Genomic DNA, 14,170 nt, shown 5'->3' on the forward strand with positions numbered 1-14,170 from the left:
CGTGTTGACCGTTCTCCAAAGACGACCGCCCGCGTCGCGCCGGTTCCGGCGCGGCACCTACCTGCTGCCGAGCCTGTTCACGCTTGCGAACATGTTCTGCGGCTACGCGTGCATCATCTACGCGATGCGTGGCGAGTATGTCACCGCCGCCCCCTTCATCGGCGTGGCCATGGTTCTCGACATGCTCGATGGCCGCATTGCCCGGCTCACGAAGACCTCGAGCGCCTTTGGTGTGGAGTTCGACTCTCTGGCAGACGTCATCTCGTTTGGCGTCGCACCAGCCGTGCTCGCGCTGGCGTGGGGGTTGACACCGATGGGACGGGTTGGCTGGGTCACCGGCTTCATTTACGTGTCGGCCGTGGCTATCCGCCTGGCGCGCTTCAATATCCAGAGCTCGGCAAATCCGGACAAACGCTACTTCGCTGGGATGCCCTGCCCGCCGGCCGCGGGTGTGGTGGCAGCAACCGTGTTCGCCTGGCCCTACGGCCTCACCGCCTGGCACGGCGTGTTGGCGTTACCGCTCTTGCTCGTCCCGGCCCTCCTGATGGTGAGCACGATCCGCTATCGCAGCTTCAAGACCTTCGACCTCCGGAAGCGCCGCTCCTACCGAAATCTCATCTTCCTCGCCTTGATGATCGCCGCCATCGCGGCGGAGCCGCAGGGGACGCTCGTCTTGATGGCCTACACGTACCTGCTGTCTGGTCTGGTCGGCTACGCCTGGACGCGGGTCCGTCGCAAGCCGGAATCGGCAGCGCCGGCTCATGACGAAGCGGCGAGGAGGGTGAGGGGGTGACAGGGTGAGGGGGTGACAAGGTGACAAGGTGACAAGGTGACAGGGTAATCGGGGTGCAGGTCCCAGCAACGTAGCCTCTCGTGCAACCACAAGCCAGCGGCGCCGCGCCACGTGCGCTCGAATAACCCCGCTCACCTTGTCACCTTGTCACCTTGTCACCTTGTCACCTTGTCACCCCCTCACCCTGTCACCGCTCACCGGCAGCACCATCGTCACCTTCGTCCCTTCACCTTTCCGGCTCTCGAGCGTCACCGACCCGCCGTGCATCTCGACGTTCCGCCGTGCGATCGAGAGACCGAGTCCGGTTCCGGCAGCTTTGTTGGAAAAGTACGGCTCGAAGACTCGGCCAAGCGCATCCTCATCCATGCCGACGCCGGTGTCCATGAAGGACACATGTACCCCATCGTCGGCGCGCACGGCCTCCACGGTCAGGGTTCCTCCCCCGGGCATGGCGTGGATCGCGTTCTCCATGATGTTGATCATGGCGCGACCCAGGAGCATGCGATCTATCGCGAGCAGCGGCAGCTCGCGTTCGACCTCGACGTTCAGTTGCACTCGCTCTGTCAACCCCGCCCGGTAAGGCCCGATCACTTCTTCGATGACGTCGGCGATAGGCGTCGGCTGCAAACGGGCCGTGGGCGATGCGGCAAAGCTCGCAAACTCGGCGGCGATCTGCCGGAGGACGCGGACTTGAGACAGGACCGTCTCGAGACATCCTTCGAGGACGGGGGAGAGCGGCTGTCCGCGGTCCCGGTGCACACGTAGCAGGTGCTCGGCCGCCAGCTGAATAGGCGTGAGCGGGTTCTTGATATCGTGCGCAACCTGGCGGGCCATTTGCGCCCACGCCTCCAGGCGCTCGGTCCGCGCGAGCTGGTCGCGCTGCCGCGCCAGGTCCGCCGCCATCGAGTTGAACGCCTCCACGAGCCGCTGGAGCTCGTCCGCCGTCCGCGCCATGACGCGCGCGTCGAGATCCCCGGAGGCGATACGCCGGCTGGCGCGCGTGAGCCGCTCTACCGGATCGGCAATTCGGTGCGCCATCGAATAGCCAATGCCGGCGCCGAACAGAATGAACAGGATGGCGCCGAGATGCACGCCCCGATCGAGCTCGTCGATCTCCTGCTCGATCTCACGCTGGCGTGAGGCGAGTGGCACGGTGAGGATGGCCTCGTCGTGCCCCGGCAAGTGGACCGGGACGGCGGCCAACTGGTAGCGCATCGTGCCGATCTGATCTGCGGCAACCAGGTTCGGGAGCTGCTGCAGGACGATCGCGCGGTAAACCTCGTCGTGTGTCCGTGTCGAGAGCAGCCTCGAAGCGTAGAGGTCGCGCTGGCTCGTCGCCATCAAGGACGCCCCCTCGAAGATGTTCACGTCCTGTTGAATCACCCGGCTGATCCCAAGCACCTCATCGTCTGTCAGGAGGACGTCGCCGCGCGGGTCCTCTCGCTGGGCAATCGCCTCCTCGATGACGCGTCGCGCGACAGCAGCCGTTCTTGCGGCTTCCTCCTCGACGTCGGCGCGCAACCGCGTCGCGACGAACGCCCGTACGAGGACCGCGAGAATCACGACGGGGATCACCGCCGCGGCCACGAACGCGAGAAACAGCTTGCGCGCAAAGCTCGTGCGCACCTCACGCACGAGGGCGTGGGCTGGCTGCGACTCGCGGCCCAACCAGGCGATCACGTAGCCCGCGAGGAGCACGAGCAGATACAGCGCCCCGGCAAGTGTCACCAATTCGGCCAGATGCATCAGGTGGCCGAGCGGGCCCACGATCGGATAGCCCACCAAGAAGATGGCGTTGCGATTGTTGACCACGTAGACGTTGGAGAGGGTCTCGCCACTCGAGAGCCGTGTCCAAAACGGATCGCGTGACGGCCGGTAGGCGCGCTGGAACACGTCCGCTCTCAGCGGCCACGGACGACGCATCGACGTATAGACCGGTGTCCGGCCCCACCCGTAGGCAACAAGGTCCACGTCCTGCCCGCCGCTCTCGCTCGCTTCGGGCACGCCCTCGCCGCGAAACAGCCCGTAGTAGGGGTTCTGAGGCGACAGAAACCGCAACGCTTCGTAGTCGATGCTCGCCTGGACCGAGAGCCCACCCACGATGCGCTGGGTGCCCGCGGGGCCGGGGGCGCAAATGGCGCGCTCCGCATGCAGCAACGTCCGCTCTTCGGCTCCAAACCTGGACGCCTCGGAGTAGTAATCCCAGGTGCAGGACGTTCGCTGGAAGAGCGGCACCGTGCCTGCGTACTCCGGCAGGTTGAAGGCGAACCGGCTGAGTAGCCGGCCGTTCGGCGGCGGCGCGTGGAGCGCAATCGAGGAGGTCAGCCCAGACCGGGCGAGGGCCGTCGTCCGCCACACCAGGTACGCTTGGTCGGTGGAGGGCTGCTCTTGACCCTGGTCCGCAGTGACCAACCCAGCGAGTGTGGGCGCGAGCGTGGCAATCGCGTCGATTTGGTCGAGCGACTCGATGAGCCGCTGCTGGAGGTCCTCCAAGCGCCTCATCGCCTGTCTCGCGTACTCGGTCTCGATCAGCCGACGCTTGTCATGGTCGGCCTCGTGAAACAGGGCAGGGTAGAGGAGCAAGGACGGCACCAGCAGCGCGAGGAAGAGCCCGACGAGCCTGGTGGTCGGCGAGCCGTGGCGATACCATGCGATGCCGCGAGCGGTCATCCAGGCCGCAGCCGCGCTGGCAGCGAGCGACAGCATGACCGCGGGGGCTGACACGTCCACGTGGCGCAGACTTGACATCACCACCCAGACAAAGCCTGGCAGCAACCACAACAGCGGGACGAGCAGCCGCATACTCCAACGGCGCCGGTCCAGACGCCACCGTGCTGCCGTAAGCCGCAGGGCCATGACACCGGACCAGACCGTCGTCGCCTCGAAGAGAATCAATCCGAACACCAACGCGAGGCGCGCCGGCTCCCACGGCGAGAGCGAGAGCTTCAGCCAGTCGATGTCGCTGCCACCGATCGTGTCGTCGACCACGCGCACCATTGCGGCCACGGCGAGCGCCGCGGCCGATCCGCCCACCAGCTGCCAGAATGCAAAGCGTGCCAGCGCGCCGCGTGTGCCGAGCGGAGAGATGCGCACGGATCGGCAGATCACCGTCGCGCGCCGGACGGGATCGACAAAGAGCGTCAAGGCGGCGACCGCGATTGCGCCGGAGATGAAGAGGTCCAGCGGTACGCGGTGAATCCAGCCAAGCCATGATGACGCGTATGTCGCCGGCGAAAGGAGCCCACCCGCCGAGGCATCTGGGACCAAGGCGGCCCAAAAGAGGAGGCGCGCCCCAATGAGCGCAGCAAGCGCGACTCCGGTCAGCTGCACGTAGCGCCCGCGCGAGCGCACCCGGCGACGGGACACGCCCCAGACCGCGGCGACGAGCAGCGCTGTCACGCCGAGAATGGCGAAGGCGAGCGCGCGGATCCGGCGGCGGCCGTCGGCACGCAGGCGCGCCAGCTCACCGGGTGACACATCCGCTTGGAGCAAGGCTTGGCCGTCCGGCGCGCGGATGACGACCGCTTCACGGCCGCTCCCCCGTTTCGGCGCGGCGAGTCGGACGGGGGTCATCGACACCGGGGCAAGCTTCGTGGGAAGCGGGAAGGAGATCTCGCCGGCGTCGTAAGCCGAGTCGGGTGGCGAGAGACCACGTTCGGCGACAACGGTTCCCAGCCTGATGGCTTTCTTGCCCGAAGCCGGACGCTCGATCGGGGCGACATCCACCAGTCGCCAGCCAAGGGCGCCCCGAGCAACACGGAGGCCCGCTCCCTCGTCTGGTTCTACGAGTTGGATATCGAGCTCCGCTGACGGCCGGCCGCTCCACGCCGTGGCCTCTCCTCGGGCATCGTAGATGGTGACCGCCAGCCCCGGGATGTCCTGCCGAGCGCCGGGCAGCGCGGCGAGGTCGAAGAGAGTACGGATGTCAGGTGCGCGCCGGTCGAGCGCATCAGCCACACGCGAGTCGGCCACGAGCGTCGCCACCACACGTTCGAGCGCCGCCATGCGGGAGGCCATCTCGTCCCGCACGGCCCGCTCCACGCGCGCCGCTGCGGCCTCCGGCGTCTGGCCGAGACGCCACGTCTCCCACGCGAGACCGACGACGACCGCAAGCAGCGCGCATGCTCCGCCCGCGAGCAGCACCTGCCACCACGGTGCCGGGCCAACGCCGCGTTCGATGAGAGGACGACGCATCATTCGACGATCTTCCAATCCGGCCACGCCTCCAGGTTCACATCAGCAGTCTAACGCCTGCCCTCGCTCACCTTGTCACCCCATCACCCGGTCACTCCGTCACCCGGTCACCCGGTCACCCGGTGCTATACTGCGAGACAGGGTGGCCTCGCGGCCGCCCTTTGCTGCATGAGTCACCTTCCGACCCTGAAGGCGCCGCTCAAGCGCGGCGCCCTGGTCACTGCCGCGAACTGGCCCCTCCTGCTCGTTCAGTTCGTTGCCGAATCCACGTTCAAGCTGCTCATCGCGGTACCTGTCATCGGCGGTGTGTTTCTGGTCGCGTTGGCGCTCCACCGCGACGTGGACGACCTGTGGCAGTGGAACCTCCGCGACAGTATCGGCGCCCTTCTCGAGGCCTTGAGATCGCATCCGGCGGCGCTCAGCAGCTTCATCGTGGCACTTCTCATCACGGTCGTTGGCGGATCCGCGCTGATGTTTCTCATCAAGGGCGGGACGCTCAGCGTGCTCGTCGCATCGGAAGCGGGCGCCGGCCCGGTGGAACGGCTCGCCGTGCGGGCGGCCGTCCTCCGCCGCCTTCGCCGGACCGAAGTGCCGCTGTTCCTCGAGGGATGCCGTCGGCTCTTTCCACGTTTTCTCCGCCTCGGGATCTGCTTGCTCGCCGCGTACGCGCTCTTGGGTGGAGCCTACCTCCTCGCCGTCGCGTTCGGGTACCTGTTTGTCATCGATCAGGGTTGGATGTCCGTGTGGCCGTTTGTGCTGGCAGCCTGCTCGGCGGTCTTGGTAACCGCGATCACGCTCGTGAACGTGACGTACTTACTGCTGCAGATGGTCATCGCGGTCGAGGCGTGCGGCGTGCGCCACGCGCTTGGCGAGATGCTGGCGTACATTCGCGACCGTTTCTGGCTGGTCGGCGGCGTGTTTGTCATCACGCTGGTGCTCGTGCTGCTGGCGACAATTGCGTCTGCCTTGGCCACGGCCGGCCTGAGCCTGATCTCCTTCGTCCCGTTCGTGGGACTGACTGTGCTTCCGCTCCAGGTCGTGACCTGGCTGCTGCGTGGCCTCGTGTTCCAGTACCTCGGCCTGACGGCGTTCACCTCGTACCTGTCCATCTACCAGGCGCGCCGGCGCGACGCGCTAGCCGGAGCGACGCCCAACCCGCTCGCCGTTGGGCGCTCGGCATGATGCAGTACGACCGCTTCCTCTCGCGCGCGGGCGAGGCGCTCTTGCAGTCGGCCATCCGGCAAATGGGCGTGATGGCAGCGCAGCGCCCGGACGTGATCTCGTTTGCCCCAGGTTACCCGGCGCCGGACACGTTCGTGTGGGACGAGTACCGCGACATCGCGGCCGAGTTGCTCCGTGGCCGCGACGCCAACGTGCTGCAGTACGGGCCGACGCGCGGCTATCCCGCCCTGCTCGATGTGTTCCAACAGCAATTGCATGCGCGCGGCATCATCGCCGCGGTTGACGAGCTGATCATCACGACTGGGTCCCAGCAGGGACTCCACCTGCTGGGACGCGTGCTCATCGATCCGGGCGACGTCGTGCTCGTGGAGCTTCCCAGCTATACGGGGGCGATAGCGGCGTTCAAGAATGCACAGGCCACGCTGGTCGGCGTCAAACAGCAAGCCGACGGCATCGACTTGGCCCACCTCGACGAAGTGCACCGGCGTCAGACTGCCGCCGGCCGTCGCGTGAAGTTCCTGTATGTCGTTCCCAACTTTCACAATCCGACCGGTGTGCTCACCAGCCTGAAAAAGCGCCGCGATCTTCTCGCGTGGGCGCAACGCGCCGATGCATTGATCGTCGAGGACGATCCGTATTGCGACCTCTGGTTCGATGACGCCGCAGAGGGGGAGATGCGACCTATCAAAGCGGATGACGAAGAAGGGCGCGTGATTTATCTCAGCAGTCTCTCCAAGACCCTCGCACCGGCGTTTCGCGTGGCCTGGATGGACGGCCCGGCGGCGCTCATCGCAAAGTTCGACACGGCAAAACAATCGACCGACCTCTGCACGAGCGGGCTGGACCAGCGTATCGCCTACGAGGCCTGCCGACGTGGTGTCCTCAACCGACAGGTTCCGGTGCTTCGTCAATACTATCAACGAAAGCGCACGGTGATGGCGGGCGCGCTGTCGCGCGAGCTCGGCGATCTGGCGCAGTGGCCACATCCACGCGGCGGCTTCTTTCTCTGGGTCGCGCTTCCACCGCAGGTGGACACGCAGGCAATGCTCGCGCGCGCCATGGGGCAGCGGGTGATCTACGTGGCGGGCCGGCCGTTCTTCGTCGACGGCAGCGGGTCGAGCTTCATGCGGCTGTCTTTCTCGTTACCCTCGCCCGAACGGATCGAGGAAGGCATTCGTCGTCTCGCCGAGGTTGTCCGCGCGGAGCTGGAACAGGCAGCCGCGCGAACGGCACGTCATTCGAGTGGTCAGTCGTAGCGAAGGCCTTCAGGCCTGCCTACGCCGCAATTGACAGGCCTTCGCTACGCGTGGCGACGCGGGGCAACACACGGGAACCCTCCACGCTGGGACGACCCCGATCCTCCTCATTCTCCGATCGGAAAGCGCATCACGCTCTGTTGCTCGCCAGTTAGTGCCTCCCACGTCGCGCGTGGAACGTGTTGCACGTCGCGGCTGACGTCGGCATACCAGCGGCGGACGTAGCGGATCGTGCACAGTGCGCGAGGTGTGTCAGTAGCTACACGACTAGACCACGTACCGACCGCCGACATCGGTAAGAAAGTGCTTGACACCATTCGAGGACCGAGCGCGTTTTTGTGCAGGAGCAGGTGAGAATCGCCCGTCGTAGGCCCTACGTTGGCCGAGGCGTAGCATTCGGACGCTAGGTCGACTGAAAAGGTCGGTCGGCGCGCTTCTCTGCGTTATGGAGCCTTTCTGCGCCTTGAAAATTGGCTCCGTATAATGGGTCATGACAACTTCATTTGCCTCGTTCGATCAGCTCTCGGATCAGGATCTGCTCCGCGAGGCCATGCACCTCGCTGCCTGCTGAAGGCCAAGGAGACCGGTACTGCTCGCCCGTCCGGGCGGACACAGCCCGAGTGCCGTCGCGGCGCGTCGTCGCGCTCGCGCCGGATTCCCGCGGCCGTCCAACGCGCCGTGTGGCAGCGCGACGGCGGGCAATGTACGTTTGTGAGCCGAAGTGGGCGCCGATGTGCCGCGCGGGGCTGGCTCGAGTTCCACCACGTGGTGCCCTTTGCCGTCGGCGGCGAGGCCTCGGTCGACAATATCTGTTTGAGGTGTCGGGCTCACAACGCGTATCAAGCCCAATGCGACTTTGGGTCGTCGGGCGCGATGCGTGTAAAGGAAGCGACACCATCATATGGAGCCACTGGAACTCGTGCCGGCACGAGTTCGGCATGCGTCTTGCGCGGGAGCCTTGGGCGATTTCCACTCGTGCCGGCGGTTGGGCGACGACTAGCTTCAAGGAGGGGCAGCCCATTGAGGCTTTCGCGACGGTGGGGGACCTATGTAGAATCCACTTGGATCTCAAGTGACATAGTGCTAACGTCCCGACTATCTCCACTGGCTGTTCAAGTGGATGTGACGGTCGACGTCCACGGTTGTACGCCGACGGAACTCCTCGTCAAGGACGACACAGGTCGCGTATGAGACGTCTCGCTCTCAGGCTTTCGAACGCCTTGCGGCCCCGGCGAGCAGAACGGCAACTCGCCAGGGAAATCAGCGCTCATCTCACGCTGCTCGAGGACGAGCTTCAGCGCCGAGGCTTGACGCCTGAGGAGGCGCAGCTCGCCGCGAAGCGCGCGTTGGGCGGCGTTGATCGAGCAAAGGAGCTCCACCGGGACGCACGGTCGTTCGTGTGGCTGGAGGACGCCCGGCGTGACGTGCGGTACGCCATACGCACGCTCGCCAGAGGCCCGGTCTTCGCCCTGGCGGCGGTCCTGACCCTTGCCATCGGTATCGGCGGCAGCAGCGCCGTCTTCAGCCTGATCAACGCCGTCCTCATACGGCCGCTGCCGTTTCACGAGCCGGAGCGGCTCGTAGTGATTTGGGAGGACGCCTCAGACATTGGGTTTCCGCGCAACGACGTGGCTCCGGCCAACTATGCGGACTGGGACGCCCAGAACGAGGTGTTTGCATCGGTCGCGGCGGTCAGCCCCTGGGGCGTGACGCTGGGCGGCAGCGAGCCGGAGAAGATCCAAGCGCGCGGCGTGACCGCAACGTTCTTTCCGCTGCTTGGCGTGACACCGGCGCTCGGACGCGTCTTCCGGGCTGATGAGGATCGTCCCGGCGGCCCGGCTGTCACGATTCTCAGCCACGGGCTCTGGCAACGTCGCTTCGGTGGCGACCCGACGATCATCGGCCGCCACCTCCTCCTCGACAACCGGCCATACACCGTCGTTGGTGTCATGCCATCAGGCTTTCAATTTCTCGAGAGCTATATCGGCCTCTGGGTGCCCGCCGCCTTCAGCCCGGAGGAGCTCACGTTTCGCGACAGCCACTATCTGACCGTCGTGGCCCGCTTGAGGCCTGGAGTGAGTCTGGCGCAGGCTCAGGCCGACGTTGACACGATCGCGACGCGCATCGCCCGCGATCACCCGAGAGAAGCGCGAGGCCTGAGGGCGCGTGTCTTGCCACTGTCCGAGCAGCTCGCGGGGGATGCCCGTCGCCCGCTCCTCCTGCTGCTCACGGCGGTTGGCGCCGTGTTGCTGATCGTCTGCGCCAACCTCGCCAGCTTACTGCTCGCCCGCGCTGCGGCACGCCGCCAGGAGATCGCCTTGCGGGGCGCCCTGGGGGCCACTCGCAGCCGGATGATCCGACAACTGCTGACCGAGACTCTCGTGCTCTCCGCGATCGGTCTGGTCCTTGGTCTCGTAGTCGCTCGGTGGACGTTCGCCTTTCTGGAGCAGCTCGTGCCGCCCAGCATGACGCTCTTCACCCCAGTGACGCTCGACGCACGCGCCCTGGGAGTGGCGGTCATTCTCTCGCTCGTCACTGGTGTCCTCTTCGGCCTCGCTCCAGCTCTCCAGATGACGCGCCCCGAGCTCAGCGAAGCCCTGAAGATGAGCGGCCGCAGCACCTCCCGGACGCAACGGGGCCGCAGCCTGTTGGTGGTGGCCGAGGTGGCGATGACGCTTGTGCTACTCGTTGCCGCCGGGCTGCTCGTCCAAACGCTTTACCGGCTGCGGTATGCGGACGTGGGGGTGCACGCAGAGGGCGTCGTGACGCTTCGGACAGTGCTGGCCACGGTCGCCGATGAGCGAGCAATAGCTGCAGCCGGCGCTTCCTTCTACAAGTACGCGGACCACGGACGCCGCACGGCGTTCTACGACGAAGTGCTCGTTCGCGTGTCGCGCCTGCCGGCTGTGGTCGCTGCAGGCTACACGACGTCTGTACCGCTCGAGTGGAAAGGCGGAACCACGAGCTTCGCCATCGAGGGAGAGGTGTCTGATCCTGCTGTGTCCTACGACGCCGCCCACCGTCAGGTCAGCACCGACTACTTCAGAGCGATCGGTATCCCTTTGCGACACGGCCGATCCTTCGATGCGGGCGACACCAAGGGCGCGCAGCCAGTCGCCATCATCAACGAGACGATGGCCCGACAGTACTGGCCCGGTGACGATGTAGTCGGAAGGCGGTTCAAGGTCGGCGAGTCCAACTCAGCGGGTCCCTGGCTCACCATCGTCGGCGTGGTTGGCGACGTCCGCCAAATGGGGCTCGCTGCTCCCGTGAAGGCCGAGATGTACCTGCCATACCAACAGTTCGACGGTCAGCCGTGGTTTGCGCCGCGTGATCTTGCTGTCAGGACCGTTGGTGACCCGATGAATCTCGTTGCGGCGATCAAACATGAGATCCATGCCGTGGATCCCGCACAGCCGATTTCCAATGTCAAAACACTCGATGAGGTGCTCGATGAGGATGTCGGAGCGCAGCGGATCGGAACCACGCTGCTCATTGCGTTTGCTGCCTTCGCGCTGCTGCTTGCGGTGGTCGGCATCTACGGCGTGATCTCATACTTTGTCGTGCAGCACGTGCCGGAGATCGGCGTGCGCATCGCGCTCGGTGCGCAGCCCCGCGACATCCTCTTGCTCGTCGCCGGCAAAGGCGTGAAGCTGGCGCTAATCGGTGTGGCCGTGGGCGCCGCCGCCGCGGTCGCAGCGACGCGCTTGATGTCCGGCCTCCTCTACGAGACGAGCGAGTCCGATCCGATCATGATCGGGATCGGGATCGGCGGCGTGCTCCTCCTCCTCATGGCACTGGTCGCGAGCTACCTACCCGCCAGGAGAGCGACCAAGCTTGACCCAATCACTGCGCTGCGGTCGGAGTAGAGCCGCAGCTCACTGGGCAGCGTCTGGTGTTTCCGGTGCCAAGCCGTACACCTTACCCTCCTCGCTGACCGCAACGAAACGCGTGCCTCCAGACCGGGTGGGCGGCACCGTAATAACCGGACCTTGAAGCTTCTCGACGTCGCTCGAGGCAAAGGTGAGGTGGCCCACCTCCTTGCCGTTGTCCAGAGAAAAGCCGCGCACCTCGGGCACCAAGCCGGACATGACGACGGTCGTCCCTACGATCTGCGGCCCGAAGTGCGGACGCCAGGGCAGAGGCGTTCGCCAGCGCTGCGCGCCGTTCAGCCAATCGTGAGCGCGAAGAACGGTGTCGAGCGAGACGAACACGACCCGCGCGCCTAGCGCATCCGCGCGGCCCACCAGATCCGCACCGGTGCGCCAGCGCCAGTCGATCTCCCCCTTGCGATCGTCGAGACAGTAGAGATAGTTGTCCGTTGACGAGACGTAAATCAGCTCCGCGTAGATGAACATCCCAACCACGGGACCGCCCAGCGTGCGCGTCCAGACCACGTCACCAGAAAAAATGTCGGCGGCTACCACGCGGGCGTCATCCAACGGTAGGTACACATGCTCCCCGTCGATGGCTGGCTGGCTTGCGGCCGCCGCGCCAAACGCCGCGCGCCAGACGACCTTGCCGTCAGCGGAACGCAGCGCAAGCAGATCGCCACTCGCGAGCGGCACGATAAGCCATCCGGCCCGCTCGACCATTGGGGCCGCGAGCTCGCCCGGGATCGGTGTCTGCCAGCGCGTGACCCCATTCGCCGCGGTAACGCCTTCAACCGAGTCCTTGCCTGCGATGAACACCAGACTGCCGTTGGAGAAGGGAGTGAGTGTGGTCGGGTGCGAAGCCTTCCAAACCACCTTCCCATCGGTCAGGGAGACCGCCGCGAGCGCGCCCGACTGAAGCGGCACATAGGCTCGGGCCGCGTCCACCCCCGCCGGTGCGACGACCGGCTCGGCGAGGTCGGCGCGCCATGCCGTCCGGAGAGGAAAGAGAACCTCATCGCTGTCGGCGGCCTCTTCCGAGTCTCGCGGGGGGTCCGGTTTCGCCTGCGCAAGAACCTCCGGCCCATGTGGAGGAGGGGAGACAGTAATAGGCCCGGCGGTGATCATGGAGGCAAGAAATGCCAACAGGCTGCGGTATCTTGGTGGCGAACCCCAAGATGTCGTGGGCACGGGCGAAGTCATCTCGTTATAATACAAGTCCGGCTTCGCGCTTCGGCGTGACAAGAGCTTCAGCAGTTGAGTGTATTTGTGTCCCACCAAACCATCATCGTCCTCGACTTCGGGTCTCAGTACACACAACTGATTGCCCGGCGTCTGCGAGAGCTGTCCGTTTACTCGGAGATCTTGCCGTTTAGCACCTCGCTCGAGGCCATCACCGCGAAGCGACCCGCCGGCATCATCCTGTCGGGCGGCCCGCGAAGCGTGTCCGACGCGGGCGCTCCATTGGCCGATCCGGGCATCCTCGAGGCAGGCGTGCCGGTGCTGGGCATTTGCTACGGGATGCAGTTCATGACCGCAGCGCTCGGCGGCGCGGTGGGCGGCGCGGCTCATCGTGAATATGGTCACGCGCTCGTCAAGGTTCAGGACAGCACGCCGCTGCTCGCCGGGCTCCCGCCAGAGCTCCGCGTCTGGGCGAGCCACGGCGACTATGTCGCCTCGGCACCCCCAGGATTCGACGTGACCGCTGTCAGCGCCAACGTTCCCGTGGCGGCCATGGAAGACCGCAGCCGCAAGCTCTTCGGTCTCCTCTTCCACCCCGAAGTGGCGCACACGGACCAAGGCACCGAAATCCTCGGCAACTTTGCCTACAAGGTGTGTGGCTGCACCGGCGACTGGACGATGGCGTCGTTTGTCGACGAGTCGGTGGCGCGCATCCGCGAACAGGTGGGCGAGGGGCGTGTGGTGTGCGGCTTGAGCGGTGGTGTCGATTCGACGGTCGCCGCGGTCATCGTGCACCGGGCCATCGGCGAACGTCTCATGTGCATCTTCGTCGACAACGGCTTGCTACGACTGAACGAGGCGCAGCAGGTGGAGGAGCGCTTTCGCAATCGTCTCCACCTGCCGCTCCAGACGGTTGACGCCTCTGCGCTCTTCCTCGAGCGACTGGCCGGCGTGACGGACCCGGAACACAAGCGAAGGATTATCGGCAAGACGTTCATCGACGTCTTCGACGAGAAGGCCTCCGAGCTCGGTCGCTTCGACTTTCTCGCGCAGGGCACCCTCTATCCCGATGTCATCGAGAGCGTCTCGGTTGTGGGACCGTCGACGGTCATCAAGAGCCACCACAATGTCGGCGGTCTGCCGGAGCAGATGCGCATGAAGCTGGTCGAGCCGCTGCGCCAGCTCTTCAAGGATGAAGTGCGTCAGGTCGGACTGACAGTCGGGCTCGATGAGGAGCTCATTTGGCGGCAGCCGTTTCCAGGACCGGGACTCGCCGTACGCATCCTGGGTGAGGTGACCTCTGAGAGACTGGACCTGCTGCAACGCGCCGACGCGGTCCTTCAAGACGAGATCCGACGACAGGGGTGGTATCGTCGTCTGTGGCAGTCGTTTGCCGTGCTGTTGCCGATCCAGAGCGTTGGCGTCATGGGTGACGCGCGCACGTACGAGTTTGCCCTGGCCGTTCGCGCCGTCGAGAGCAGAGACGGGATGACGGCGGACTGGGCGCGCTTGCCCCATGAGCTCCTTGCACGCATCTCATCTCGGCTCGTGAACGAGGTCCGCGGGATCAACAGGGTCGTCTACGACATCAGCTCGAAGCCGCCGTCGACGATTGAATGGGAATAGCACCATCTCATACGTTCGGCGTCGTCGCCCGACCTTTAGGTCGGGCGCGGCAGAGATGCAAAGCC

6 protein-coding genes are annotated in these 14,170 nt (G+C 65.6%); 4 read left to right on the top strand and 2 right to left on the bottom strand.

What is annotated here, in order from left to right; all coding sequences use genetic code 11:
* Position 1 precedes the first annotated feature (1 nt).
* A complete protein-coding gene (pssA, locus tag GEV06_08265; protein ID MPZ17889.1) occupies positions 2-793 on the top strand; it encodes a CDP-diacylglycerol--serine O-phosphatidyltransferase in 792 nt (263 codons plus the stop codon).
* 171 nt (positions 794-964) lie between these two features.
* Here the strand turns inward: pssA and GEV06_08270 are convergent, their stop codons facing one another.
* Positions 965-4,990: a HAMP domain-containing protein gene (locus GEV06_08270; GenBank protein ID MPZ17890.1), complete on the bottom strand. Its 4,026-nt coding sequence runs from the start codon at positions 4,988-4,990 to the stop codon at positions 965-967.
* A gap of 605 nt (positions 4,991-5,595) precedes the next feature.
* Here GEV06_08270 and GEV06_08275 point away from each other — a divergent pair.
* Positions 5,596-7,425 carry an aminotransferase class I/II-fold pyridoxal phosphate-dependent enzyme gene (locus GEV06_08275; GenBank protein MPZ17891.1) on the top strand — a complete coding sequence of 610 codons (1,830 nt, stop codon included), beginning with the start codon at positions 5,596-5,598 and terminating at the stop codon, positions 7,423-7,425.
* Positions 7,426-8,612: 1,187 nt separating this feature from the next.
* On the top strand, positions 8,613-11,294 hold the full coding sequence (locus GEV06_08280; protein ID MPZ17892.1) for an FtsX-like permease family protein: 2,682 nt from the start codon (positions 8,613-8,615) through the stop codon (positions 11,292-11,294).
* Positions 11,295-11,303: 9 nt separating this feature from the next.
* On the opposite strand, the gene GEV06_08285 is transcribed toward GEV06_08280, so the two are convergent.
* Positions 11,304-12,500: a PQQ-binding-like beta-propeller repeat protein gene (locus tag GEV06_08285; GenBank protein MPZ17893.1), complete on the bottom strand. Its 1,197-nt coding sequence runs from the start codon at positions 12,498-12,500 to the stop codon at positions 11,304-11,306.
* A gap of 66 nt (positions 12,501-12,566) precedes the next feature.
* On the opposite strand from GEV06_08285, the gene guaA reads away from it, so the two are divergent.
* A complete protein-coding gene (gene guaA, locus GEV06_08290) occupies positions 12,567-14,105 on the top strand; it encodes a glutamine-hydrolyzing GMP synthase (protein ID MPZ17894.1) in 1,539 nt (512 codons plus the stop codon).
* Positions 14,106-14,170 lie beyond the last annotated feature (65 nt).

This window comes from Luteitalea sp. (assembly GCA_009377605.1).
Classification (GTDB): Bacteria; Acidobacteriota; Vicinamibacteria; order Vicinamibacterales; family Vicinamibacteraceae; genus WHTT01.